We start from the raw sequence: 24,229 nt of genomic DNA on the forward strand, positions 1-24,229 counted from the left end.
GTCGAGGTGAGGGGTCGCGTTGTTACCAAGGGCGATGAAGTGGAAGAGGCTGCCACCGGAACTCTCCACTCCGCACCGTGCACTGGTCGTGCAGATGCGCCTGCTGCGCGAGTGCAGTGAACGGACCCAGGCAGCCATAGCCGCGGAGGCGAACATCGCGCCGACCACTCTGTCCAATCACCTGAACGGTGGTCGTGTACCCGAGGAATCCCTGCTCAGGAGCTTCTTCACCGTGGTCGAGGCGGAATGCCTCGCTGCCGGGCTCACGCTGCCGTGCACTTATGGTGAGCTGCAGACTCTGCGCCAGCACGCTGCGGCACGCCACTGCCCCTGTTGCGGCTACACGGTCGCCACTCTGCCGACCTCAGGGAGCGGACCGGCGAACGCCCCCGGCATCGCGCCGGCTTCGCTGACTCTTCGGCCCACGCATGTCGTGCGGCACAGACCGCGAACGGGTCCCTGGCTCGCCGCCTCGGCCCCCCGGCACGAGCCCGTGCCGGTCCCCCTCCGAGAGGGGGACCGGCACGGCACGGAACATGGGGGCCCCGCCTGGACCGAGCTCGAGACCGTTCTCCGCTATCTCGCCGACGGCCGCAATCGCGACGCCGGCGTGATGCTGTGGCGGGCGGGGAGTACCGCCTCGCCGAGTGAGGTCGCGGAGGCCGTCGCGTCCTGCCGTGCCGCAGGGCAGGACGCAGCGGCGGAAACGGTGCTTTCCAGCGCGAGCGAGCGGGCCGACCGGCAGGCCGTCCTGAACATCACAGCGGCACTGCACAGAGCCGGCCAGCACACGGACGTGGCTTATCTGCTGTCGGCAGCCGTTCAGCACTGAAGCGGGAGGACGAGCTGTTGGTGGCCGCGGGCCAGGGCTGTGGGTGGGGTGGGGCGGGGGGTGGTGAGGGTGAGGAGGGTGCGGAGGGCGGCGAGGACTTCCGTCGGGGTGTCGCGGAGCATGGAGGGGGTCGCGCTGACCACCAGGATGCCGTGGGACTCCAGGCGCAGGCGGCGGCGGAGAGTGGCGTGCCAGGCGTCGCGGGTGTAGTGGTACTCGGCCGAGTCGATCTCCAGGGCCACGCCCTCGTCGGGCCAGTAGGCGTCCGGGCTGGCCAGGAAGGCGCCGTCCGGGGTGTACAGGCGGGCGTTCCACAGCGGGGTCGGGAGGTCGGTCGCCGTGAGGGTGTCGCGGGCCCGGGCCTCGGCGATCGAGCGGACGCCGGCCAGGAGTTCCGAAGCCGCCGAGCGGATCGCGGGGCGGGTCAGGAGGCGGGAGGCGCGCAGCTCGGCGTGCAGGTCGTGCGGGTGGCACCAGCCGGCCTGGACGACGTGGGCCAGCGTCGAGCGGATGCGGTCGGGGTCGTCGGCGCGGGCGGCGAAGTCGGCGGCCGCGCGGACCGGCCGGGTACTCGGGATGCCGCCGACGGTGATGGTGCGCGGCCAGCGGGAGGTGGCCAGCGGGCGGACCCCTGGGGTGGCGGTGAGCCGGCGCGGGGCGCGGATCAGAACGTCCGCCGGGGTGGACGGGGCCTCGCGGACGCCGAGCAGGGCGAGCGCGGCCCCGCCGGTGAGGGCGGCCGTGTCCCCGGAGAGCGGGTCGGCGGTGGGCTCGGCGGCGTACAGGACGGCGGCGAGGGCGCGTTGGCGGTGGTCCGGGGGGCCGGTCTGGAGGAGGTAGACCCGGGGCAGTAAGCGCTGCCAGGGCCCGCCCGGGCGGGTGCGGGAGGTGATCGTGCCGTCGGGCACTCCGGCGGTGGCGGTGAGCTGGTGCCGGGTGGCCATGTTGAGCTGGCGCCGGGCCAGCCGCTGGGGCGTTGTGGTGATCATGGCGCGGGTATGCCCGCCCCCGGAACGGGATATCCCTGGTCAGCGGCTCGGGTGGTCCGGCGCCAGGAAGACGATCACGCCCGTCTCGGTGCCGGGGAGCGCGGGGACCTCGTGCCAGCCCAGGCGGCGGTACGTCGCGACCGTGTCCCTGGCCAGCCGCGAGGTCAGCAGCCAGGCGCGCCGGTCGGGGGCGTCGGCCGTAATCTCGGTGAGCAGGGCTCGGCCGGTGCCGCGGCCGCGCGCGTAGGGACGTACGGCGAGTTCGTCTATCTCCAGCGCGCCGATGAGGAGTTCCTTCACCCGGCCGGGTCCGAGCTGCGCCGCGACCTGGCCGTAGGCCCGGTTCTTGGGGAAGGCGGCCGGGGTCAGCCAGCCGGTGGCGAACCCGTCGATCCCGGCCGCGGACTGGGCGAGGGCGGTACGGAAACCACGGCGCCGAGCGTCGACGGGGAGGCGGCCCGCGAACTGGCGAATGGTTTCTTCGTCTTCGTTCCACGGCGGGGCGGAGAAGACGTCGGCGTAGGCGTCGACCAGTTCGTCCACGAGGTCGAGGACGGCCTGTCCGTAGCAGATCACGATGTCCGGACTCCTGGGGCACGTTGGCGGGGATTTTCCCGTTTGTCTTTGGAGAGTGAATTTATGCGCTCCGGGTTCCATGGGCGGCGTATCAGGCGGATCCGGCGAGTGTGCGACAAATCCCCTCAGCGGGGTGCGTGTCGAGGCCGTCCGTATCGAGGGCGTCCGTATCGAGGGCGTGCGTATCGAGGGCGTGCGTATCGAGGGCGTGCGTGTCGCGGCCGCGGCGGTCGCGTTGAGAAGGCGTGGACAGACTGCTGCGGGCGGCCGGAGGGGCCGCCCTCGCCTTCCTCCTCGTCCTCGGGGTCGTGGCGCTGCTGCCGGCCGCCGTACGGGAGGCGGTGCCGGAGGGGGTGATCGGCGGGGCGGTGCTGGTGCTGGGCGGACTGGGCGCCCGTCGGGCGGTCAGGGGGCCGCGTTAGCCTCGTGAGCCGGACGGATACGGCGCGGGTGGCGCGAGTAGGGAGTGGACATGGAGCGGGTACCGACCTCGATGGTGGCGGCGGCCGGGCTGGTGGGCGGGTACGCCGTGGCCCGCTGGACCAAGAAGCGCCCGCTGGGCGGCGTCGTGCTGGGCGCCGCGGGGATCGCCGCGGGCCGGGAGTGGCACCGGCGCAACGGGGCGGGGGCGGCGGCCGGGCTCGGCGCGCTGTACCTGGCCGGGTTCGCGGGGGCGCACCCGCTGGCCAAGAAGGTCGGCGCGTGGCCGGCCGTGTTCGGCGCGGCCGGGGTGGTGGCGGGGGCCGCGTGGGTGGTGGCCGACCGGCGCGGGTAGCCGACGGCGCGGGGGCGGTCCCCGCGGCGCCGTCGCGCGGGGCGGCCCCGGCTGCGCCGGGTGTTCTGGGGCTCCGCCCCGGCCCCCGCGCCTCAAACGCCGGCGGGGCCGGACATGGCGGGGCCGGGGTTCACGCCCCCAGTGCCTTCGACACGGTGTAGATCAGCAGCCCCGCCAGGGCGCCCACCACCGTGCCGTTGATGCGGATGAACTGGAGGTCGCGGCCGATGTGGGCCTCGATCTTGCGGGAGGTGTGCTCGGCGTCCCAGCTCGCCACCGTGTCGGTGATCAGCGAGGTGATCTCGGTCCGGTAGGTGGTGACGACGTACACCAGCGCCCCCTCGATCCAGCCCTCCACCTTGGCCTGGAGCCGCCCGTCCGTCGCCAGCCGCGCGCCCAGGGTCATCAGGGAGGACCGGACGCGCACCCGCAGCTGGCTCTGTTCGTCCTCCGCCGCCGCGATGATCGTCGACCGGACCGCCGCCCACGCCGAGGCGATCACGTCCTGCACCTCGCCCCGCGCCAGGATCTCGGACTTGAGCCGCTCCACCCGCTGCCGGGTCCGGGTGTCCGACTGGAGGTCGGCGGCGAAGTCCGCGAGGAACCGGTCGACCGCGCCCCGCGCCGGGTGCTGCGGCATGTCCCGCATCTCCGTCACGAAGCGCAGCAGTTCCTTGTACACCCGCTCGCCCACCTTGCGGTCCACGAAGCGCGGCGTCCAGCCCGGGGCGCCGCCCTGGACCGCGTCCATGACCGAGTCGCCGTGCGTGACGAGCCAGTCGTGGGCCTTGGCGCAGATGAGGTCGACGGCGCGGTGGTGGCCGCCCTCGGCGACCACCTTCTCCAGGGTCTTGCCGAGCCCCGGGGCGATCTCGGCGGCCTCGGCCCGGCGTGTGATCGCCTCGCCCACCACGGCCTGGACGTCGGAGTCCCGCAGCACGGTCAGGGCGCCGCGCAGGGCGGTCGCCAGTTCCGCCGTGACCCGCTCGGCGTGCGCGGGATCCGCCAGCCAGGAGCCGAGCCGTCCGCCGATGCCGAGGGCGTGCAGCCGGGCCCTGACCACCTCCGGGGAGAGGAAGTTCTCGCCGACGAACTCGCCCAGCGACACCCCCAGCTGGTCCTTCTTCGTCGGGATGATCGCGGTGTGCGGGATGGGCAGCCCCAGGGGCCGCCGGAACAGGGCCGTGACCGCGAACCAGTCCGCGAGCGCGCCGACCATGCCCGCCTCGGCGGCGGCCGCGACGTAACCGGCCCAGCCGCCCGCGCCGGTGTGCTGCGCCCACTTGGCGAGTACGTAGACCAGCGCGACCAGCGTCAGCAGCCCGGTCGCGGTGGCCTTCATCCGGCGGACACCGTGCCGGCGTTCCTCGTCGGCCGCGCTGAACACGAAAGCGCCCCGCGCGACGGCGGCCCGGGACCCGGAACCTGCCCCGGACCCGGAGCCGTCCCGGGAACCGGAGCCGTCCCCGGTCCCACTCACCGCGCCGCCCGCGCCCGTCCCCGTGCGATGGTCCACGTCTTCCACGTACTCCTGCCTTCCCCCGATGGCCGGTTTTGTCTGCATAGCATCCGACTCCCGGCCGGTCCCAGGAGTTCCCGGCGCGCCGGAGGAAGTCGCCGGAGGAAGTCGCCGGAGGGGATCGCCGGAGGAAGTCGCAGCGCCCCCTACAGCTCCTTGCGCGGCGGCCGGCCGTCCACCCACCTGCCGCCCTTGCTGCCCTTGGCCCCCTTCGGCTCCTTCACCCGTACCTCGACCCCGCCCATCAGGGCCAGGCCCGTCACCACCACGCGCGGTGCGCCCGGCTCCGGCGGGAACGGGCTCTCGCGCTGGTCGAACGCCCCCATGAAGCCGATGCCCCGCACATCGACCTCCACGCCCGGCGGCACGGTGATCTCTATGCCGCCCATCACGGCCACGCAGTTGATCACCACCTCGGGCTCCGCGAAGTTCGCCTCGCGCAGGTCGATCTCCCCGCCGCCCATCAGCGCGAACGCGTCGAACCGCGCCGGTACCGTCCAGCGGCCCTTGCGCTGGAACCCCGACATGACGGCGATCCCCGTCGACGAGGTGCCCCGGCCCCCGATGCGGTCCGCCCAGGCCGCCCCGGAACCCGCCCGCGTCACCTCGGGCACTGCCGACACCGGCGGCGCCGAGGCCACCGGCAGCGCCGCCCCCGGCGCCGGCAGGTCGCGGGTCAGTGGCTCCAGTTCCGCGTACGTCCGCGACTTGTACGCCGCGTCCAGCCGCTCCTCGAACTCCTCCATGTCGAGCCGGCCCTCGGCGACGGCGTCCCGCAGCCGCTCCACCACCCGCTCCCGGTCGGCGTCCGAGGCCCTCAGCTGCGGCAACCCGGACCCTGGCGCCGAAGCCGCCGCGGCCCCCGGCACCGCCTTCCCCATGTCCGGCTTCCCCGGCAGCGATCCCTCCGTCAACGGCTTCTCCGGCCGCTCGTCATTCATGGGCCCAGCCTATGTACTGGGCCCCGGCAGGGGTACGGATCGCCCCCGTACCGGACCCCGGGACCGACCCTGATTTCCCCCTACCCCCGACCCGCGTACATCCGCGCGATGACCTCCTCGATGTCCGGCTCCCGCACCGAGAGGTCCAACAGCGGGTACCCCGCCGCCACCGCCGCCACCAGCGGCGCCGCCGAAGCCTGCGCCGGGAACGCCAGCCACTGCCGCGCCCCCTCCACCCGGACCACCCGCGCCCCCGCCACCACCAGCGGCGGAAGCTGCCGCTCCAGGTCCACCACCAGCGTCCGCTCGCTCCGTTCCGCCGCCCCCGCCGCGTGCAGCCCGCCCAGCGTCCCGTCGTACATCAGGCGCCCGTGGTCGATGACCATCACCCGCTCGCACAGCTGCTCGATGTCCTGGAGGTCGTGCGTCGTCAGCAGCACCGTCGTCCCCAGTTCCGCGTTCAGCTGCCGCAGGAAGCCCCGCACCTTCGCCTTGCTCACCACGTCGAGCCCGATCGTCGGCTCGTCCAGGTACAGCACGTCCGGATCGTGCAGCAGCGCCGCCGCGATGTCCCCGCGCATCCGCTGCCCCAGCGACAACTGCCGTACCGGCACGTCCAGCAGCTCGCCCAGGTCCAGCCGGTCCACACAGCGCTCCAGGTTCGTCCGGTACCTCGCCTCCGGGATCCGGTACATCCGCCGCATCAGCCCGTAGGAGTCCTTCAGCGGCAGGTCCCACCACAAAGTCGTGCGCTGCCCGAACACCACCCCCATCCGGTGCGCCAGCCGCATCCGCTCCCGGGCCGGGTCGACACCCGCCACGCGCAGCCGGCCCCCGCTCGGCGTGAGGATCCCCGTCAGCATCTTGATGGTGGTGGACTTCCCCGCACCGTTGGGCCCGATGTAGCCGACCATCTCCCCCCGGCCGACCCGGAAACTGATCCCGTCCACGGCCCGCACCTGCCGCTTCTCCCGCCGCACCAGCCCCACCCGGCGCCGCACGGAGAAGACCTTCTCGACCCCGTCCACCTCGATCAGTACGTCTTGCATGCCCCGTCCTCAGCTCCCCGTGCTCCGGTACGAACGAAGTCCCGCGCGCCACGCCAGCGACGCGGGCACGAACACCGCGAAGGCCACGAGCGGACTCAGGTACGCGACCCAGCCCGGCAGCCCCAGCGGATCGGGCCGCCCCAGCACGTACAGCGCGGGCAGCCAGTTTACGAACGCCAGCGGGACGACGAAGGTCACCCCGCGCAGCAGCTCCTTGGCGAACACGGTCGGCGGGTACTCCAGCATCGTGCAGCCGCCGTAGGTGAAGGAGTTGACCACCTCCGCCGCGTCCCCGGCCGCGAACTGGAACGCCGCGCCGGCCACCATCACCGCCCCGAAGATCGCCGCACCCGCCAGCACCATCACCGGCACCAGCAGCACCTTCCCGGCCGTCCAGTCCACGTCGAGCACCGACAGCGCCCACACCAGCACCCCGGACCCCTGCCCGACCCGCCCGAGCCGGCGCAGCGCGAACCGGTCCGCCGCGACCTGTGCGAGCACCGGGACCGGACGCACCAGCATGGTGTCGAGCGAGCCGTCTCGGATCCGCGCGCCGATCCGGTCGGTGTTGCCGAGCAGCAGGCCGGCCAAGCCCAGCGAGGTGGAGCAGGACCCGTACAGCAGACCGATCTCCGCGAGCGAGAACCCGCCGAGGGCGTCCACGTGCGTGAACATGATGTAGATCGCGGCGAAGTCGAGGACCGTGATCGCCGCGTTTCCGAAGGTCGTCAGCAGGAAGGACGTCCGGTACGTCATGGTCGACCGGACCCACATCGCGACGATCAACCCGTAGCCGCGCAGCCCCTCCAGCGCGCGGTTGCGCCGCGGCCCGCGCTCCCGCACCGCGGCGGCCGGCCGCTCCTGCCCCAGTGTCGCCTCAGCCACCCTGCACCACCGCCTTGCGCGTCGCCGCCGACTGCACCAGCCGGCCGGCCCCCAGCAGCGCCAGCGCCCAGCCGGCCTGGAACGCGAACGCCCCTACCGCGCCGCCGGCCCCCGACCCCGTGCCCAGCAGCACGTCCATCGGCACCTGAAACATCGCCGCCCACGGCAGCATGCGCACCACCTCGCCGAACCCGCCGGGGAAGACGGTCAACGGCAGCAGCATCCCCGAGCAGAAGATCGACACCAGGGTGGCCACCATGTTGACCCCCGCGCCGTCCATCAGCCAGAACGCCGCCAGCCCCAGCAGGAAGCGCACCGCGAAACTCACCACCAGAGCGAGCAGCACCGCCGGCAGGAACAGCAGCCAGCGCACCGGATCGGCCGGCAGCGCCAGCGGGAAGGCCAGCGCCCCCGCCAGGAGCGGCACCAGCCCGCGCGCCAGCAGCTGGAACGCCGCCCGCCCCAGGTCAGCCGCGAGCCACCACAGCTGGAGGTCGGCCGGCCGGTACAGGTCGACGGCGACATCGCCCGTACGGATGCGCTCCTGGAGCTCCTCCTGGAACCCGCCGCCCAGCAGCGCGGCCGCGGCGAGCAGCGACTGGCTGACCCAGATGAAGGCCAGCGCCTGCCCCTGGTCGTAGCCGCCGAGCCCGGGCCGCTCGTCCCACAGCGCCACGAAGGTGTAGGCGAGGACGAAGCCGAACACGGTGTTGGTGAACACCCCGGCCGCCGTCGCCGTCCCGTAGGTGGCGTACCGCCGGAACCCGCCGACCGCGACGGCCGCGTAGAGCCGTAACCCGTGGACCGCTCGCTGCCCCGCCCTCCCCCGGGCCTCCTTCTCCGCGCCCTTGCCGCCGCCGTCGCCCCCGCCGCCGCCGCTCCCGCCGTCGTCCGCTTCCGTCTCCACTTGCTGGCGCACCGTATCCCTCCCCCTCCCAGGTCGTTCCTACGTCGGCCAAAGCGCGCGAGCTTAGTGCGGAGGGGCGAGCCACGCGACGGATTTACGCCCGTCCCGAGCACGCACATCGGCTATCAGGTAGACACCATCGGTACAGATGTGGACATGCCGTACACCGTCGAGGAGCCCCGGAGATGAACGACCAGTCACCACCCGCGGGCTGGCCCCCTCGCGACCCCGACACCCAACGGCACGCACCGGCGCGAGCGACTCCGCCGGTCCCCGCCGGGCGGACCCGGAAGCGCACCGGGTGGCGCCGTGCCCTCCCCACCTGGCGCATGCTCCTCGGCGGCATCCTGCTCATCGCCCTGCTGATCGGCGGCGCCCTGACCGCCGGCTACCTCCTGGTCGACATCCCGCCCGCCAACGCGACCGCCACCGCCCAGTCCAACCTCTACCTCTACGCCGACGGCTCCCAACTCGCCCGCGACGGCGAGGTCAACCGCGTCAACGTCGACCTCTCCCAAGTCCCCCGGACGGTCCAGGAGACCGTACTGGCCGCAGAAGACCGGGACTTCTACTCCGAACGGGCGGTGGACCCCAAGGCCATGCTGCGCGCCGCGTGGAACACGCTCGCCGGCAAGGGAACCCAGTCGGGCTCGACCATCACCCAGCAGTACGTCAAGAACTACTACTTGGGCCAGGAACAGACGGTCGAGCGCAAGGCCAAGGAATTCTTCATCGCGATCAAACTCGGCCGGGAGAAGTCGAAGGACTACATCCTCGAGGGCTACCTGAACACGAGCTACTTCGGCCGCAACGCATACGGCATCCAGGCCGCCGCCCAGGCCTACTACGGCAAGGACGTCGGAAAACTCACCACCACCGAGGGCGCCTACCTCGCCACCCTCCTCAACTCCCCCAGCGCCTTCGACGTCGTCGCCCACCCCCAGAGCCGCGACCGCGCGCTCGCCCGCTGGAACTACGTACTCGACGGCATGGTCAAGAAGAACTGGATGACCCCCGCCGAACGCGCCGCCGCCCGCTTCCCCGAACCCGGCAAGGTCCGCCCCGCCGCCGGCCTCTCCGGACAGCGCGGCTACCTCGTCGAAGCCATCAAGGACTACATCGTCGAACGCAAGATCGTCGACGACAAGACCCTGTCCGAAGGCGGCTACCGGATCACCACCACCATCGACAAACGCCGCCAGAACGCCATCGTCGCCGCCGCGGACAAGCAGCTCATCAGCAAGCTCGACCCGCAGACCCGCAAGGCCGACCGGGTGGTCCGGGCCGGTGGCGTCTCCATCGACCCCACCACCGGCAAGGTCGTCGCCATGTACGGAGGCGTCGACTACACCAAGCAGTACGTCAACAACGCCACCCGGCACGACTACCAAGTGGCGTCCACCTTCAAACCGTTCGTCTTCGCCGCCGCCGTCGACAACGACGCCCGCACCCAGGACGGCCGCCGCATCACCCCCAACACCCTCTACAACGGCGACAACAAGCGCCGAGTCGTCGGCACCCGGATCCCCTACGCGCCCGAGAACGAAGGCCAGCAGTCGTACGGGGACATCACCGTCAACACCGCCACCGACCTCTCCGTCAACACCGTCTTCGCCCAGATGGTCGTGGACGTCGGCACCGACAAGGTCAAACGGACCGCCATCGCCCTCGGTATCCCCGACAACACCCCCAACTTCGACGCCGGCCCGGCCATGGCGCTCGGCACCCTGCAGGCCAGCGTGCTGGACATGAGCCAGGCCTACGCGACCCTCGCCGACCACGGCCGCTACACCCCCTACACCCTCGTGGAGAACGTCAGCAAGGGCGACGAGACCGTCCAGCTGCCCGACCGCACCCCGCGCCAGGCCGTCAGCCGCGAGGCCGCCGACACCACCACCTCCATGCTGGTCAGCGTCGTGGACAACGGCACCGGCACCGCCGCGCTCGCGGCCGGCCGCCCGGCCGCCGGCAAGACCGGGACCGCGGAACTCGACCGCTCCGCCTGGTTCGCCGCGTACACCCCCGACCTGGTGACGGTGATCTCCGTGATGGGCCAGGACCCGGACACCGGCGCCCTGGAATCCCTCTACGGGGCGCTGGGCGAAGACCGCCTCGGCGGCGGCGGGTACCCCGCCCGGATCTGGGCCCAGTACACGAAAACGGCCCTGGCGGGCAGCGACCCCCTCGACTTCGACCTCGAAGTCCAGCAGGGCACCGCGCCCTCCCCGCCGCCCTTCACCCCGAACAACCCGGAGCAACCCCCCGGCACCGCCCCGCTCCCGCCCGCACCGCCCAGCCGGCCGGGCCGCCCGCACCGCCCCACACCACCGACGGGCGGCCAGAACCAGGACGGACAGAGCGACGGCGGACAGCCGACGGAAGGCCGCAACACCGGCGGACGGACGACCGGCGGCCAGGGCGACACCGGCTCCGACGCCGGCACCGACAGCGGAACCGGCACCGGATCCACCACGGGAACCGGCGCCGGAGCCACCACCGGCGGCACCCCGGCGGGCGGCCTCACCGCCGGGGTCCTGGGCGGGACCGACGCGAACCGCCGCCCCCGCCCCCCGTCACGATTCGTCGAATGACCGGCGCCTCGAACCACCGCATCAATGACCGGAGGTGGCCTTCAGCCCCACCACCGCGACCAGCAGCAGACAGATGAAGAAGATCCGGGAGGCCGTCACCGGCTCCCCCAGCACCGCCATCCCGAGCACCGCCGCGCCAGCGGCGCCGATCCCCACCCACACGCCGTACGCCGTACCGATGGGCAGCGTCTTCGCCGCGTACGACAGCAACACCATGCTCGCGACGATGCCGGCACCCGTGAACACACTGGGCCAGAGCCGGGTGAAACCTTCAGTGAACTTCATACCGATCGACCAGCCGACTTCGAGCAGACCGGCGACGAGAAGCAGAACCCAGGCCATGACAGGCACCTCCGGGACGAGAACGGAACGGGGGTGCGTCGTCTTTGCGTCCAGCAACCCGGTACGGCGCGTCTCGTCGGGGGTTCCCCACCACCGTAGCAAAAGGCATGCAAAAGGGCCGGTGACCTCGGTCACCGGCCCCCTCCGCGCTCGAAGTCAGAGGTTCAGAGGTACAGCCCGGTCGAGTCCGACCCCTCCAGCCGCTCCGCGGCCACGGCGTGCAGGTCCCGCTCGCGCATCAGCACGTACGTCGCCCCGCCCACCTCGACCTCCGCCCGGTCCTCCGGGTCGTACAGCACCCGGTCGCCCGGCTCCACGCTGCGCACGTTCTGCCCGACCGCGACCACCTCCGCCCAGGCCAGCCGCTTGCCGACGGCGGCCGTCGCCGGAATCAGGATGCCGCCGCCGGAGCGGCGCTCGCCCTCCGGCAGGTCGGAACGTACGAGCACACGGTCGTGCAGCATGCGGATGGGCAGCTTGTCGTGGGTGGTGGTGTTGTCGCTCACGACCCGAACCTACCCGCCCGCGCCGGGCCGGCACCCCGCAGGGTCACCGCCGACACCCCGCCGACACCCGCGGACCTCATCCGCGCTTGCGGCGCGCCGTCAGCACGAGGAGCCCGACCAGCCCCGCCGCGGCCGCCACGACCGGCACGATCCGCTCGATGCGCGGCGAACCGTCCTCCCGGCGCAGCCCGCTCCTCACGTCGGTGACCAACCGGTTCACGGCCACGACGGCGCGGCCGACGGTGTGGTCCACCTTGGAGGCGACCTTGGCCTTCGCATCCCCGACGATCGTCGACGGGTGCACGCGCACACCGATCTCGTCGAGCGTCTCGGCGAGCTGCTCGCGGCGGCGGACGATGTCCGCCTCGATCTGTGCGGGGGTCCTGGCTTCCGGCACCGCGCTGCCTCCGTCGTCGTGGTCGGTCGTGGTCGGTCGTGGTCGGTCGTGGTGGCCAAAGGGGCGTGGCCCACCGTGAACAGTCTGTCAGCTTAGTCTCGGACCGTACCGATCCCCTCCCGAGGAGACTGCTGACATGAGCGAGCGACTTCAGCCGGGCGACACCGCCCCCGCCTTCACCCTGCCCGACGCGGACGGCAACGAGGTCTCGCTGGCCGCCCACAAGGGCCGCAAGGTGATCGTGTACTTCTACCCGGCCGCCCTGACGCCGGGCTGCACCAAGCAGGCGTGCGACTTCACCGACAACCTGGCGGTGTTGGCCCAGGCGGGTTACGACGTGATCGGCGTGTCGCCGGACAAGCCGGAGAAGCTGGCGAAGTTCCGCGAGCAGGAACACTTGAAGGTGACCCTGGTCGGCGACCCCGCCAAGGAGGTCCTTACGGCGTACGGCGCGTTCGGCGAGAAGAAGCTGTACGGCAAGACGGTCACCGGCGTCATCCGCTCGACGGTGATCGTGGACGAGGAGGGCAAGGTCGAACGCGCCCTCTACAACGTGAAGGCGACGGGCCACGTAGCCAAGATCATCAAGGACCTCGGCATCTGATCCGCGCGCTTCCCCCGCCGATGAGTGACCCGCACCCAACCGGTGCGGGTCATTCCGCTCATCGGACGCAATCCCCCGCAACCGTCCGGCTATCGACCTGTTGCTCCGTACGGGGGCCGCACGTGCGACCGGGAACGGATGAGGCGCCTGGGCGTGGACGTGTCCCACTTCGAGCGCGATGGGGTGAAGTGGACCAAGGAGGTCCTGATGGACGCCGTAGCCGCTTCCACCTCATGTACGAAGTACTCCGGCGCCCCGGCCCCGATGCCGTGGGCGGCCACCGCACGCACATCAGCCGCAAGGTGCAGTCCTTCGGCATGGACACCTCGCACTTCACGCCCGTTCGGCGAACAGAACGGGCACGGGACAACCGGCGGCGACGCTCCACCGAGGAGATCCTGCGGGAGGACCGGTCGCCAACTGCCATGCGATCACCAGCACCTGGTGCCGGGGAGGTGCCCGACGGCCGCGCGATGGGACCGTCGCATCGCAGCGGTAAGGTATGCCACGCGGGCCCGTATCCCAGCTGGCAAGAGGATGCCGGTTTAGATCCGGTATGTCGTGGGTTCGAGTCCCACCGGGCCCACCTGCACCCATCGAAGGCCCGGCTCTGAGAGCCGGGCCTTCGGCGTGTCCGGCCGGCTCAGGCCGTCAGGGCGCGGATGAAGGGGACCAGGGCGCGGAAGGCCTGGCCGCGGTGGGAGATGGCGTTCTTTTCCGCCGCGGTGAGTTCCGCGCAGGTGCGGGTGTCGCCCTCCGGCTGGAGGATCGGATCGTAGCCGAAGCCGCCCGTGCCCGCCGGGGCGTGGCGCAGGGTGCCGCGGAGGCGGCCTTCGACGACGCGTTCGGTGCCGTCCGGGAGGGCGAGGGCGGCCGCGCAGGCGAAGTGGGCGCCGCGGTGCGGGTCGTCGATGTCGGAGAGCTGGGCCAGCAGGAGGTCCAGGTTGGCCTTGTCGTCGCCGTGGGTGCCGGCCCAGCGGGCGGAGAAGATGCCGGGGGCGCCGTTCAGGACGTCGACGCACAGGCCGGAGTCGTCGGCGATGGCGGGCAGGCCGGTGGCGCGGGCCAGGGCGTGGGCCTTGAGGAGGGCGTTCTCGGCGAAGGTGACGCCGGTTTCCTTGACGTCCGGGATCTCGGGGTACGCGTCCGCGCCGACCAGTTCGTGCGGCAGGCCGGCGTCGGACAGGATGGCGCGGAGTTCGGTGACTTTGCCCGCATTGCGGGTGGCGAGGATCAGGCGGGTCATGGCGTCCAGTATCGAGCAGTGACCCGCCGGGCCGTGCGCCGGCGGGCGTCAGCCGGGGGTGCAGACCTTGGAGATCTCCTTCGCGGCGTTGCCGACCGGGGTGATGTCCGGGGCGGTGTTGCCGTTGTCGATCGAGGTGCGGACGTTCGTGACGGCCGTCTTCATGGAGTCGATGGCCTTGCTCAGGTCGGCGTTGTCCGTCTGGTCGCCGATCTTCTTGAGGCTCGTCTCGATCTGGTTGAGGGCGTTCTGGGCGTCCTGCGGGCTGTTGCCGGCCTGGGAGACGGCCTGCTGGAGGTCGTTGGCCCCGTCGGTTATGGCGACGGCGGTGTTGGCGCAGTCCATCGCGGTGGAGAGCGTGTCGCAGGCGGAGAGCGCCGGGACGGCCAGGGCGGCCGCCAGCACGACGGCGGCGACGCGGTGGTTGCGGTAGGGCTTCATTCGGGGTCCCCCCTGGGGCTCGGTGCGTGGGCTCGGGTGTCAGGACCCGGGTACGTGGACGGGCGCACGGCTTTGACACCGTGCGCCCGTACCGGCGTAGACGCCGGGTCCGGCCCGGCGGTTGCCGGCCCGCGGGCGGGCTATGACACGGCGAGGTCCAGGGCGCTGAGCTGGAGGGCCTGGAGGTCGGCGCAGCCGCCGGCGGCGAGGTCGAGGAGGGCGTTGAGTTCCTTGCGGTCGAAGGGCTCGCCTTCGGCGGTGCCCTGGACCTCGACGAAGCGGCCGTCGCCGGTGCAGACGACGTTCATGTCGGTCTCGGCGCGGACGTCTTCCTCGTAGCAGAGGTCGAGGAGGGGTTCGCCGTCCACGATGCCGACGCTGACGGCGGCGACGGTCCCGGTGAGGGGCTTGCGGCCGGCCTTGATCAGCTTCTTGCGCTGGCCCCAGGCGACGGCGTCGGCGAGGGCGACGTAGGCGCCGGTGATGGCGGCGGTGCGGGTGCCGCCGTCGGCCTGGAGGACGTCGCAGTCCAGGACGATGGTGTTCTCGCCGAGGGCCTTGTAGTCGATGACCGCGCGCAGCGAGCGGCCGATGAGGCGGGAGATCTCGTGGGTGCGGCCGCCGATCTTGCCGCGCACGGATTCGCGGTCGCCGCGGGTGTTGGTGGAGCGGGGCAGCATCGAGTATTCGGAGGTGACCCAGCCCTCGCCGCTGCCCTTGCGCCAGCGCGGGACGCCTTCGCTGAAGGACGCGGTGCAGAAGACCTTGGTGTCTCCGAAGGAGATGAGGACGGAGCCCTCGGCGTGCTTGCTCCATCCGCGTTCGATGGTGACCGGGCGGAGCTGTTCGGGCGTGCGGCCGTCGATGCGAGACATGCTGCCGAGCCTAGTCGGTGTGCGGGTGCGGGAAGACCCCGTCCGGGTGGTTAGGGGACGGGGTCTGCCGTGCTGCGCGGGGTGGGGCGGGTGAGCCGGTGGGCTCAGCTCACATCATGTCTTCGATGTCGGCGGCGATGGGGTCGGCGTCGGTGCCGATGACGACCTGGATCGCGGTGCCCATCTTGACGACGCCGTGGGCGCCGGCGGCCTTGAGGGCGGCTTCGTCGACCTTGACCGGGTCGATCACTTCGGTGCGCAGGCGGGTGATGCAGCCTTCGACTTCTTCGATGTTTTCGATACCGCCGAGCCCGGCGACGATCTTCTCAGCCTTGGTGGCCATGTGTGTCTCCCTGCGTATGACGAAGAACGAGTCTCGGCGGCCGGATGCCTGGTCGGCCCACCCGGAGGTCCGCTTTGTCACGGTAACTCACGGTTGGCCCATCTATGCGAGCGCGGGCCCGGCACCTGCCGAATGATAACGATCAGCACCCACCCGCCTTGTGGGCCGGTGCATGTGACCGCGCGACAAATGGTCTACACCAGTGTGCCGTACGGGCCGCACCTGCCAAAAACGGGCCGGTCAGGGAGGACGCCGATGAGCGCGAACAGCGCCGCAGCCAGGCCGCGGCCGCAGTGGTGGAACGGCCTGCTCCAGGGGCTCCAGAAGATGGGGCGCAGTCTCCAGCTGCCGATCGCCGTCCTGCCCGCCGCCGGGATCCTCACCCGGCTCGGCCAGCCCGACGTCTTCGGTACGGAGGGGCTGGACTGGGCGGACGTCGCCAAGGTCATGGCTGGCGCGGGCGGCGCGCTGCTGGATCCGGACCTGGGTCTGCCCCTGCTGTTCTGCGTGGGCGTGGCGATCGGCATGGCCAAGAAGGCGGACGGTTCGACCGCGCTGGCGGCGGTGGCGGGGTTCCTCGTCTACCGGGGGGTGATGCACGCCTTTCCGAAGCCGTGCCCGCCGGGGACGAGGGACATCGGGGGCGGCTGTCTGACGTCGACGGACACGTTCGCCGGGTACACGTACCAGAATCCGGGGGTGTTCGGCGGCATCGTCATGGGGCTGCTGGCGGCCTGGTTCTGGCAGCGCTTCCACCGGGTGAAGCTGGTGGACTGGCTCGGTTTCTTCAACGGCCGCCGGCTCGTTCCGATCATCATGTCGTTCGTGGCGATCGCGTTCGCGGGACTGTGCCTGTGGATCTGGCCGCCGATCGGTGACGCGCTGGAGAGCTTCTCGGACTGGCTGGTGGGCCTGGGGTCGTGGGGTGCGGGCATCTTCGGCGTCGCGAACCGCGCGCTGCTGGTGATCGGCCTGCACCAGTTCCTGAACGTGCCCGTGTGGTTCCAGTTCGGCAGTTACACCAAGCCGGACGGGGTGGTCGTGCACGGGGACATCAACATGTTCCTGGCGGGCGACCCGCAGGCCGGCCAGTTCCTCTCGGGCTTCTTCCCGATCATGATGTTCGCCCTGCCGGCGGCGGCGCTGGCGATCACGCACACCGCGAAGCCGCAGCGCCGCAAGGAGGTGGGGGGCCTGATGCTGTCGGTGGCGCTGACGTCGTTCGTCACCGGGATCACGGAGCCGCTGGAGTACTCGTTCCTGTTCGTGGCGCCGGCGCTGTACGTGATCCACGCGTTGCTGACGGGCGTGTCGATGGCGGTGACGTGGGCGCTGGGGGTCCACGACGGGTTCAGCTTCTCGGCGGGTCTGATCGACTACGTCATCAACTGGGGGCTGGCGACCAAGCCGTGGCTGATCATCCCGATCGGGCTGTGTTTCGCGGTCGTCTACTACGCGGTCTTCCGCTTCGCCATCACGAAGTTCCGGCTCGCGACGCCGGGCCGGGAGTCGGACGAGGAGATCGCGGCGATGCAGGCGGACGTGACCAAGGCCTGAGGGCCGCTCCGCCGCCTCCGCTCGTACGGTCGAAAGGCCCTCGGATCACCGGATCCGGGGGCTTTTCGCTGCCTGCGGGGAGGGTGGGTCCTACAACAAAAAATTGAAGGTTCCTTATCTAACCCTGACCGTGTTACAACTGGTCTACACCACGCAATGGTGTAGACCACGACCGCTTCCCCCCGGCGGCGTGTGCCCCCTTTTCGAGACGTCGCCGTCCCCCTTGGTTCCACCCCTGGCGGCGCCTTGCCTTCTGGAGGAAGCTCATGTCCACAGCCACCGCTGCGGAAAAGAAAAAGGGCGCGGGCGTGATGGCCGTCATGCAGCGCATCGGCCGGAGCCTCATGCTCCCCGTCGCCGTACTGCCGGCCGCGGCACTGCTCGTCCGCCTCGGTGACAAGGACATGCTCGGCGATCCGTCGCTGCCGGGCTTCCTCACCAAGATCGCCGGGTACATGTCCGCCGGCGGCGGCGCGATCCTCGACAACATGGCGCTGCTGTTCGCCGTCGGCATCGCGATCGGCTTCGCCAAGAAGTCGGACGGTTCGACCGCCCTGGCAGCCGTGACCGGCTACCTGGTCTTCAAGAACGTGCTGGCCACGTTCACCGACTCCAACCTGCCGAAGATCGCCAAGGCGGTCGACGGCAAGGTCGTCATGATCGACGCGCCGGTCGACGCCAAGGTGCTCGGCGGTGTCGTCATGGGCATCGTGGTCGCTCTGATCTACCAGAAGTTCTACCGGACCAAGCTGCCCGAGTGGGCGGGCTTCTTCGGCGGTCGCCGCCTCGTCCCGATCCTCTCCGCATTCGCGGGTCTGCTGATCGGCATCCTCTTCGGCCTCATCTGGCCGGTCCTCGGTACGGGCCTGCACAACTTCGGTGAGTGGCTGGTCGGTTCCGGCGCCGTCGGCGCGGGCATCTTCGGCGTCTTCAACCGCGCGCTCATCCCGGTCGGCATGCACCACCTGCTGAACTCGTTCCCCTGGTTCCAGGCCGGCGACTACAACGGCAAGAGCGGCGACATCGCCCGCTTCCTGGCCGGTGACCCGAGCGCCGGACAGTTCATGACCGGCTTCTTCCCGATCATGATGTTCGCCCTCCCGGCGGCCTGCCTGGCGATCGTCCATTGCGCCCGCCCCGAGCGCCGCAAGGTCGTCGGCGGCATGATGGTCTCCCTCGCGCTGACCTCCTTCGTCACCGGTGTCACCGAGCCGATCGAGTTCACGTTCATGTTCATCGCCCCGGTGCTGTACGCGGTCCACGCGGTGCTCACCGGCATCTCGATGGCGCTGACCTGGTCGCTCGGCATGAAGGACGGCTTCGGCTTCTCCGCCGGTGCGATCGACTACCTGCTGAACCTGGGCAAGGCCACCAACCCGTTCGGGCTCGCCGTGGTCGGCTTGTGCTTCGCGGTCGTCTACTACGTGGTCTTCCGGTTCGCGATCACGAAGTTCAACCTCCCCACCCCGGGCCGCGAGTCCGACGAGGAGATCGCCGAGATGGAGAAGGCCGAGGCCAAGTAGGCCGGACGTCCTCAAGCAGGCAGGAGCCCCCGCTCTCCCCGAAGCAAGGGAGGGCGGGGGCTCCTGCGTGTGCCGTCGGGCGGTCGGGCCGTCGGGCCGTCAGAGCTCGTAGACCTCGCCCGGCGCCGCCAGGTCGATCCGGCCGTCGTAGACCGCGCGGGCGTCCGCGAGGTTGCGGGCGGCGTCCGTCCACGGCGGGACGTGGGTCAGGACCAGCCGGCCGACGCCGCCGGTGGCCGCGTACCGGCCCGCCTCGCGGCCGTTGAGGTGGAGGTCGGGGACGTCCTCCTTGCCGTGCGTGAAGGACGCCTCGCACAGGAACAGGTCGACGCCCTCGGCCAGCGCGGCCAGCTCCGGGCAGACGCCGGTGTCCCCGGAGTAGGTGAGCGAGCGGCCGCCGTGCTCGACGCGGATGGCGTACGACTCGACGGGGTGGCACACCCGCTCGGTACGCACCTGGAACGGGCCGATCTCGAAGGCGCCGGACTTCAGGGTCCGGAAGTCGAAGACCTCGCCCATCGAGCGGGCGTCGGGGACGTCGTCGTAGGCCGTCGTCAGCCGCTGCTCGGTGCCCTCGGGGCCGTAGACGGGGATGGTGCCGCAGCGGCCGCCCTCGTGCCGGTAGTAGCGGGCCACGAAGTACGCGCACATGTCGATGCAGTGGTCGGCGTGCAGATGGCTCAGGAAGATCGCGTCGAGGTCGTAGAGGCCGATGTGGCGCTGGAGCGCGCCGAGGGCGCCGTTGCCCATGTCGAGGAGCAGCCGGAAGCCGTCGGCCTCGACGAGGTAGCTCGAACATGCCGAATCCGCGGACGGGAACGACCCCGAGCAGCCGACGACGGTGAGCTTCATGGAGCGTGAACCTCCGTGGACGGTCCGTGGACGGAATGCGGGCCGAGCGTGCGTCGAGCGTAAGGCGCGAAACCTCCGGTCGCTCCTCCGCGGCGGGCCGTTGTGGGGGGAATCACCTGTGCTGTCACCCGGGGGAGCGACAGGGGGTACGGGCGTTGCCGTGCCGGGGGCGGGGGCCGCGGCTACCTTCGGGTTATGGACACGTCATGGTGGCCCGCCGCGGGGGCGGTGGTCGCCGTCGTGGTGCTGTTGCTGCTGCCCCGCCGGGCGCGAGGGGGCGCGGCGCGGCAGCGCGGGCCCGGGTCGCGGGCCGGGGTGCGGGCGGGCGAGCTGTGGCGGCTGGCGGACGGGCGGCCCTGTCTGGTGCTGAGGGCGGGGGTGCGGGGCGGGCGGGTGCGCGTCGCGTGGATCACCGGGAAGTACGACGACCGGCGCGCGGGGGTGATCCCGTTGCCGCCGGGGGTGGCCGGGGTGCCGGGACGGACGGGCTACCTGGAGGCGGACCGGCCGGCGGAGGTGTCGGCGGCGGAGTTCGACAGGCGGCTGGGCATGCTGGATCCGACGGTGTGGGACGAGGTCAGCGGGCTGGGCGGGGGCCGCGGGTGAGCGGGCGGTGACCAGGGCGTCGGGTGCCGCTGCGCGGGGCTCTCCCCCGCCCCTTCCGGGAACCGGGCTCCGCCCGGACCCGCGCCTCGAACTCCCCCTGCTACCGCTGGGAGGTACCCCCACGAGGCTGGACGGGCCGGGGTCGGGGGACCTATGCCCAGAGCTGGCCCTGGAGGACCTCGATGGCCTCCTCCGTCGTTGCCGCCGTGTAGACGCCCGTCGAGAGGTACTTCCAGCCGCCGTCGGCCACGACGAACACGATGTCCGCCTGTTCGCCCGCCGCCACGGCCTTGCGGCCGACGCCGATCGCCGCGTGCAGGGCCGCGCCCGTGGAGACGCCCGCGAAGATGCCCTCCTCGCGCAGCAGTTCCCGGGTGCGGGTGACCGCGTCCGCCGAGCCCACCGAGAAGCGGGTGGTGAGCACCGACGCGTCGTACAGCTCCGGGACGAAGCCCTCGTCCAGGTTGCGCAGGCCGTAGACGAGGTCGTCGTAGCGCGGTTCGGCAGCGACGATCTTGACACCGGGCACGTGTTCGCGCAGGTAGCGGCCGACGCCCATCAGGGTGCCGGTGGTGCCCAGGCCGGCCACGAAGTGGGTGACGGAGGGCAGGTCGCGCAGGATCTCCGGGCCGGTGGTGGCGTAGTGCGCGCCCGCGTTGTCGGGGTTGCCGTACTGGTAGAGCATCACCCAGTCGGGGTGCTCGGCGGCGAGCTCCTTGGCCACCCGGACCGCGGTGTTCGAGCCGCCCGCCGCCGGGGACGGGATGATCTCGGCTCCCCACATCGTCAGCAGGTCACGGCGCTCCTGGCTGGTGTTCTCCGGCATCACGCAGACGATCCGGTAGCCCTTGAGCTTCGCGGCCATCGCGAGCGAGATGCCCGTGTTGCCGGAAGTGGGCTCCAGGATGGTGCAGCCGGGGAACAGCCGGCCGTCCTTCTCCGCCTGTTCGACCATGTGGAGCGCGGGGCGGTCCTTGATCGAGCCGGTGGGGTTGCGGTCCTCCAGCTTCGCCCAGATCCGCACGTCGTCGGAGGGCGAGAGCCGGGGCAGCCTGACGAGCGGTGTGTTGCCGACCGCCGCGAGGGGGGAGTCGTAGCGCATTACTTCGATCCGCCGGCCACGGCCGGGAGGATGGTGACGCTGTCGCCGTCCTTGAGCGGGGTGGAGATGCCGTCCAGGAAGCGGACGTCCTCGTCATTGAGGTAGACGTTGACGAAGCGGCGCAGCTGGCCGCCGTCGACGATGCGCTCCTCGATGCCCTTGTGCCGGGTTTCCAGGTCCGCGAACAGGTCGGCCAGGGTGCTGCCTTCGCCCGTGACGGCCTTCTCGCCGTCGGTGTAGGTGCGGAGGATGGTGGGGATGCGGACCTCGATGGCCATGGCGGGCTCCAGTGTCGTCAAGTCGTCAAAGCGTGAGGGGGCGTGCGGGGGGGGTGGGGACGCGCGCGTGGCCCCCGCGCGGCAGGGCTGTGGTGCTCGGTGCTCGGGAAGTGCTCAGGCAGCAGGACAGATGGCGCTGGCGAGGCGGCACAGGTCGACGTGCAGCCGCGCCACGAGCAGCAGCGGCCTGCCGGGCGTCTCATTGCTCACGTCGGGGGAAACCATGCGGTCATGTTAACGATTCCCGCCCCCCCGTTTGGAGTGTGATCCCGCATCGTGGACCCACGACGCTCACATACTGGTCAGTAGGCCTCGACGACCTGCACTTCTTCCTCGGTGATGACTCCGTCGACGATGCGGTACGAGCGGAACTGGAACTCTCCGAGGCCGTCGTGGTCGGCCGTGGAGACGAGTACGTAGTGCGCTCCGGGCTCGTTCGCGTAGGTGACGTCGGTGCGCGAGGGGTAGGCCTCGGTGGCGGTGTGCGAGTGGTAGACGATCACGGGTTCCTCGTCCCGGTCGTCCAGCTCGCGGTAGAGCTTGAGCAGGTCCTTGGAGTCGAACTCGTAGAACGTGGGCGAGCGGGCGGCGTTCAGCATCGGGATGAACCGCTCGGGGCGGTCGGTGCCGGCCGGGCCGGCCACGACTCCGCAGGCCTCGTCGGGGTGGTCCTTGCGGGCGTGTTCCACGATCTGGTCGTACAGGGCCTGGGTGAGGGTCAGCATGAGCGACAGGATAAACAGACGGGCCCTCCCGTACCGAGGACTGGTACGGGAGGGCCCGCATGCTGGACGGACGGCGTGCTTCCCGGACGTGCGTGATGGACGCCCGGGAAGCGCGGTCCGCGGGGGCTACTGGGCCTTGGTGAAGGCCGCGCCGCGCGGGTTGCGGTTCTTCATGACCAGGTAGGAAACACCCAGGATCACACCCCACAGCGGGGCGCAGTACAGCGAGACGCGGGCGTCCTTGTCGGCGCCCATCATCACGATGACCATGCCGATGAACAGGAGCGCGAACCAGCTGGTGTACGGGGCTCCGGGCGCCCGGAACGGGGACTTCGGGAGGTCGCCGCGGTCGGATGCGGCCCGGTAGCGGATCTGGCAGACCAGGATCATGATCCAGGCCCACATGCCGGAGATGGTGGCGAAGGAGACGACGTAGTCGAAGGCCTTGCCCGGGGCGACGTAGTTGATCCAGACGCCCACCAGCATCAGCGCGGCGGAGAAGGTGGTGCCGACCAGCGGGGTGCCGCTCTTGGTCAGCTTGGTGAAGACCTTCGGGCCCTGGCCGTTGAGGGCGAGGTCGCGCAGCATGCGGCCGGTGGAGTACATGCCCGAGTTGCAGGAGGACAGGGCGGCGGTGAGCACCACGAAGTTGACGATGGCGGCTCCGACGCCGAGGCCCATCTTCTCGAAGGCGGCCACGAAGGGGCTGACGCCGGGCTGGAACTCGTGCCACGGGACGACCGACAGGATCATGATCAGCGCGCCGACGTAGAAGACGGCGATCCGCCACGGCACGGTGTTGATGGCCTTGGGCAGGGTCTTCTCGGGGTCCTTCGACTCGCCGGCGGTGACGCCGACCAGCTCGACCGCGAGGAAGGCGAACATGACGATCTGGAGGGTCATCAGCGTGCCGCCGATGCCCTTGGGGAAGAAGCCGCCGTCGTTCCACAGGTTCGCGACGGTCGCGGTGTCGGCGGCGTCGGAGAACCCGATGGTGAGGATGCCGGCGCAGATCAGGATCATGCCGACGATGGCGGTGACCTTGACCATGGAGAACCAGAACTCCAGCTCGCCGAAGAGCTTCACGGAGATCAGGTTGGCGGCGTAGAGGACGACCGTGAAGATCAGCGCGTACGCCCACTGCGGGAAGCTGTCGTGGGTCCAGTACGACATGTACTGCGCGGCGGCGGTGACCTCGGTGATGCCGGTGACCACCCAGAACAGCCAGTACGTCCAGCCGGTCACGTAACCCCAGAAGGGGCCCAGGAACTCGCGTGCGTAGTCCGAGAAGGAGCCGGAGACCGGGCGGTACATGAGCAGCTCGCCCAGGGCCCGCATGATGAAGAAGATGACCAGGCCCGCGATGGCGTAGGCCAGGATCAGGCTGGGGCCGGCCTTGGAGATGGCCTTGCCCGCGCCGAGGAACAGGCCGGTGCCGATGGCGCCGCCGATCGCGATCATCTGGATCTGGCGGGCTCCGAGTGCGCGGTGGTATCCCTCCCCGCCACCCTCGGGCCCGGCACCCTCGCCGGGCTTCTTGTCGTGCTGCTCGACCTGCACAGAGGTCATGTCTGGTGCGCCTTTCTCCACGCCGACCCGCGCCTCGATGGCTGCGGATCGGGTCCTCGATCCCCCCGGATACGGATGGAGTTGCACGCCGGCGATCAGCCGGTACAAGCGAGCCGGGAGACATGGGTGGCGTCCCGTCGGCAGTCGTGAAGATTTATCACGTGCTTACGGGTGATCGAGAGGCCGGAATGTGACGCAC

General features: G+C 71.0%; 28 protein-coding genes, 1 tRNA gene and 1 riboswitch. Of the genes, 9 read left to right on the forward strand and 20 right to left on the reverse strand.

All coding sequences use genetic code 11. The features are described from left to right. The first annotated feature begins 34 nt into the window (after positions 1-34). Entirely contained in the window at positions 35-832 is a 798-nt protein-coding gene (locus ACZ4M3_RS13495; protein WP_467732042.1) for a hypothetical protein, read from the forward strand. Here ACZ4M3_RS13495 and ACZ4M3_RS13500 read toward each other — a convergent pair. Further along, complete coding sequence (locus tag ACZ4M3_RS13500; protein WP_467732044.1) at positions 823-1,821, reverse strand: hypothetical protein; 999 nt, start codon at positions 1,819-1,821, stop codon at positions 823-825. The genes ACZ4M3_RS13495 and ACZ4M3_RS13500 overlap by 10 nt on opposite strands. A gap of 39 nt (positions 1,822-1,860) precedes the next feature. Further along, positions 1,861-2,397, reverse strand: a complete 537-nt coding sequence (locus ACZ4M3_RS13505; protein ID WP_467732046.1) for a GNAT family N-acetyltransferase — start codon at positions 2,395-2,397, stop codon at positions 1,861-1,863. Positions 2,398-2,642: 245 nt separating this feature from the next. Between ACZ4M3_RS13505 and ACZ4M3_RS13510 the strand changes: the two genes are divergently transcribed. Continuing rightward, positions 2,643-2,819, forward strand: coding sequence for a hypothetical protein (locus ACZ4M3_RS13510; protein ID WP_467732048.1), 177 nt, complete (start codon positions 2,643-2,645; stop codon positions 2,817-2,819). Positions 2,820-2,869: 50 nt separating this feature from the next. Further along, positions 2,870-3,172: a hypothetical protein gene (locus tag ACZ4M3_RS13515; RefSeq protein WP_467732050.1), complete on the forward strand. Its 303-nt coding sequence runs from the start codon at positions 2,870-2,872 to the stop codon at positions 3,170-3,172. 130 nt (positions 3,173-3,302) lie between these two features. On the opposite strand, the gene ACZ4M3_RS13520 is transcribed toward ACZ4M3_RS13515, so the two are convergent. The 5 genes from ACZ4M3_RS13520 to ACZ4M3_RS13540 all read right to left on the reverse strand — a co-directional run bounded on the left by ACZ4M3_RS13520 (position 3,303) and on the right by ACZ4M3_RS13540 (position 8,485). Further along, complete coding sequence (locus tag ACZ4M3_RS13520) at positions 3,303-4,736, reverse strand: DUF445 domain-containing protein (protein WP_467732052.1); 1,434 nt, start codon at positions 4,734-4,736, stop codon at positions 3,303-3,305. Positions 4,737-4,837: 101 nt separating this feature from the next. Then, positions 4,838-5,632 carry a DUF1707 SHOCT-like domain-containing protein gene (locus ACZ4M3_RS13525; protein WP_467732054.1) on the reverse strand — a complete coding sequence of 265 codons (795 nt, stop codon included), beginning with the start codon at positions 5,630-5,632 and terminating at the stop codon, positions 4,838-4,840. 80 nt (positions 5,633-5,712) lie between these two features. Further along, the gene (locus tag ACZ4M3_RS13530) at positions 5,713-6,681 is read right to left on the reverse strand and encodes an ABC transporter ATP-binding protein (protein WP_467732056.1); all 969 of its coding nucleotides are present in this window, start codon (positions 6,679-6,681) and stop codon (positions 5,713-5,715) included. Between the two features lie 9 nt (positions 6,682-6,690). Further along, positions 6,691-7,455 carry an ABC transporter permease gene (locus tag ACZ4M3_RS13535; RefSeq protein ID WP_467732253.1) on the reverse strand — a complete coding sequence of 255 codons (765 nt, stop codon included), beginning with the start codon at positions 7,453-7,455 and terminating at the stop codon, positions 6,691-6,693. Between the two features lie 103 nt (positions 7,456-7,558). Continuing rightward, positions 7,559-8,485, reverse strand: a complete 927-nt coding sequence (locus tag ACZ4M3_RS13540; protein ID WP_467732058.1) for an ABC transporter permease — start codon at positions 8,483-8,485, stop codon at positions 7,559-7,561. A 173-nt stretch (positions 8,486-8,658) separates the two neighbouring features. On the opposite strand from ACZ4M3_RS13540, the gene ACZ4M3_RS13545 reads away from it, so the two are divergent. After that, positions 8,659-11,064, forward strand: coding sequence for a transglycosylase domain-containing protein (locus ACZ4M3_RS13545; protein WP_467732060.1), 2,406 nt, complete (start codon positions 8,659-8,661; stop codon positions 11,062-11,064). Between the two features lie 21 nt (positions 11,065-11,085). Here the strand turns inward: ACZ4M3_RS13545 and ACZ4M3_RS13550 are convergent, their stop codons facing one another. The 3 genes from ACZ4M3_RS13550 to ACZ4M3_RS13560 form a co-directional block, all read right to left on the reverse strand. Continuing rightward, entirely contained in the window at positions 11,086-11,406 is a 321-nt protein-coding gene (locus ACZ4M3_RS13550) for a DMT family transporter (RefSeq protein ID WP_467732062.1), read from the reverse strand. A 32-nt stretch (positions 11,407-11,438) separates the two neighbouring features. Continuing rightward, positions 11,439-11,503: riboswitch (guanidine-III (ykkC-III) riboswitch) on the reverse strand. 67 nt (positions 11,504-11,570) lie between these two features. Then, positions 11,571-11,912 carry a GroES family chaperonin gene (locus tag ACZ4M3_RS13555; RefSeq protein WP_467732064.1) on the reverse strand — a complete coding sequence of 114 codons (342 nt, stop codon included), beginning with the start codon at positions 11,910-11,912 and terminating at the stop codon, positions 11,571-11,573. Between the two features lie 76 nt (positions 11,913-11,988). Further along, positions 11,989-12,309: a DUF3618 domain-containing protein gene (locus ACZ4M3_RS13560; RefSeq protein ID WP_467732066.1), complete on the reverse strand. Its 321-nt coding sequence runs from the start codon at positions 12,307-12,309 to the stop codon at positions 11,989-11,991. A gap of 136 nt (positions 12,310-12,445) precedes the next feature. Here ACZ4M3_RS13560 and bcp point away from each other — a divergent pair, with 136 nt between their 5' ends. Both bcp and ACZ4M3_RS13570 read left to right on the forward strand, forming a co-directional pair. Then, the gene (gene bcp / locus ACZ4M3_RS13565; RefSeq protein ID WP_467732068.1) at positions 12,446-12,913 is read left to right on the forward strand and encodes a thioredoxin-dependent thiol peroxidase; all 468 of its coding nucleotides are present in this window, start codon (positions 12,446-12,448) and stop codon (positions 12,911-12,913) included. Between the two features lie 511 nt (positions 12,914-13,424). After that, positions 13,425-13,499, forward strand: a tRNA-Leu gene (locus ACZ4M3_RS13570). 57 nt (positions 13,500-13,556) lie between these two features. Here ACZ4M3_RS13570 and rdgB read toward each other — a convergent pair. The 4 genes from rdgB to ACZ4M3_RS13590 all read right to left on the reverse strand — a co-directional run bounded on the left by rdgB (position 13,557) and on the right by ACZ4M3_RS13590 (position 15,818). Next, complete coding sequence (gene rdgB, locus ACZ4M3_RS13575) at positions 13,557-14,159, reverse strand: RdgB/HAM1 family non-canonical purine NTP pyrophosphatase (protein ID WP_467732070.1); 603 nt, start codon at positions 14,157-14,159, stop codon at positions 13,557-13,559. 48 nt (positions 14,160-14,207) lie between these two features. Next, complete coding sequence (locus ACZ4M3_RS13580) at positions 14,208-14,600, reverse strand: hypothetical protein (protein WP_467732072.1); 393 nt, start codon at positions 14,598-14,600, stop codon at positions 14,208-14,210. A gap of 140 nt (positions 14,601-14,740) precedes the next feature. Next, entirely contained in the window at positions 14,741-15,475 is a 735-nt protein-coding gene (gene rph / locus ACZ4M3_RS13585) for a ribonuclease PH (protein WP_467732074.1), read from the reverse strand. A 109-nt stretch (positions 15,476-15,584) separates the two neighbouring features. After that, complete coding sequence (locus ACZ4M3_RS13590; protein ID WP_467732076.1) at positions 15,585-15,818, reverse strand: PTS sugar transporter subunit IIB; 234 nt, start codon at positions 15,816-15,818, stop codon at positions 15,585-15,587. A 255-nt stretch (positions 15,819-16,073) separates the two neighbouring features. On the opposite strand from ACZ4M3_RS13590, the gene ACZ4M3_RS13595 reads away from it, so the two are divergent. Continuing rightward, the gene (locus ACZ4M3_RS13595; protein WP_467732077.1) at positions 16,074-17,375 is read left to right on the forward strand and encodes a PTS transporter subunit EIIC; all 1,302 of its coding nucleotides are present in this window, start codon (positions 16,074-16,076) and stop codon (positions 17,373-17,375) included. 266 nt (positions 17,376-17,641) lie between these two features. Next, the gene (locus ACZ4M3_RS13600; protein ID WP_467732079.1) at positions 17,642-18,898 is read left to right on the forward strand and encodes a PTS transporter subunit EIIC; all 1,257 of its coding nucleotides are present in this window, start codon (positions 17,642-17,644) and stop codon (positions 18,896-18,898) included. A gap of 99 nt (positions 18,899-18,997) precedes the next feature. Here ACZ4M3_RS13600 and ACZ4M3_RS13605 read toward each other — a convergent pair whose 3' ends face one another. After that, positions 18,998-19,750: an MBL fold metallo-hydrolase gene (locus ACZ4M3_RS13605; RefSeq protein WP_467732081.1), complete on the reverse strand. Its 753-nt coding sequence runs from the start codon at positions 19,748-19,750 to the stop codon at positions 18,998-19,000. A gap of 195 nt (positions 19,751-19,945) precedes the next feature. Here ACZ4M3_RS13605 and ACZ4M3_RS13610 point away from each other — a divergent pair, with 195 nt between their 5' ends. Then, positions 19,946-20,356: a hypothetical protein gene (locus tag ACZ4M3_RS13610; protein ID WP_467732083.1), complete on the forward strand. Its 411-nt coding sequence runs from the start codon at positions 19,946-19,948 to the stop codon at positions 20,354-20,356. A gap of 151 nt (positions 20,357-20,507) precedes the next feature. Here ACZ4M3_RS13610 and ACZ4M3_RS13615 read toward each other — a convergent pair whose 3' ends face one another. The 5 genes from ACZ4M3_RS13615 to ACZ4M3_RS13635 form a co-directional block, all read right to left on the reverse strand. Continuing rightward, complete coding sequence (locus ACZ4M3_RS13615; protein ID WP_136214408.1) at positions 20,508-21,458, reverse strand: PLP-dependent cysteine synthase family protein; 951 nt, start codon at positions 21,456-21,458, stop codon at positions 20,508-20,510. Continuing rightward, on the reverse strand, positions 21,458-21,736 hold the full coding sequence (locus tag ACZ4M3_RS13620; RefSeq protein WP_467732255.1) for a MoaD/ThiS family protein: 279 nt from the start codon (positions 21,734-21,736) through the stop codon (positions 21,458-21,460). Before ACZ4M3_RS13620 ends, ACZ4M3_RS13615 begins: the two co-directional genes overlap by 1 nt. 114 nt (positions 21,737-21,850) lie before the next feature. Further along, entirely contained in the window at positions 21,851-21,961 is a 111-nt protein-coding gene (locus tag ACZ4M3_RS13625) for a putative leader peptide (RefSeq protein WP_467732085.1), read from the reverse strand. A gap of 77 nt (positions 21,962-22,038) precedes the next feature. Next, positions 22,039-22,461 (reverse strand): M67 family metallopeptidase, encoded by a 423-nt coding sequence (locus ACZ4M3_RS13630; RefSeq protein WP_467732087.1) that lies wholly within the window; start codon positions 22,459-22,461, stop codon positions 22,039-22,041. A 126-nt stretch (positions 22,462-22,587) separates the two neighbouring features. Next, a complete protein-coding gene (locus tag ACZ4M3_RS13635; protein ID WP_467732088.1) occupies positions 22,588-24,030 on the reverse strand; it encodes an amino acid permease in 1,443 nt (480 codons plus the stop codon). Positions 24,031-24,229: the final 199 nt, after the last annotated feature.

The sequence above is a fragment of the Streptomyces sp. NPDC026522 genome (assembly GCF_055567555.1).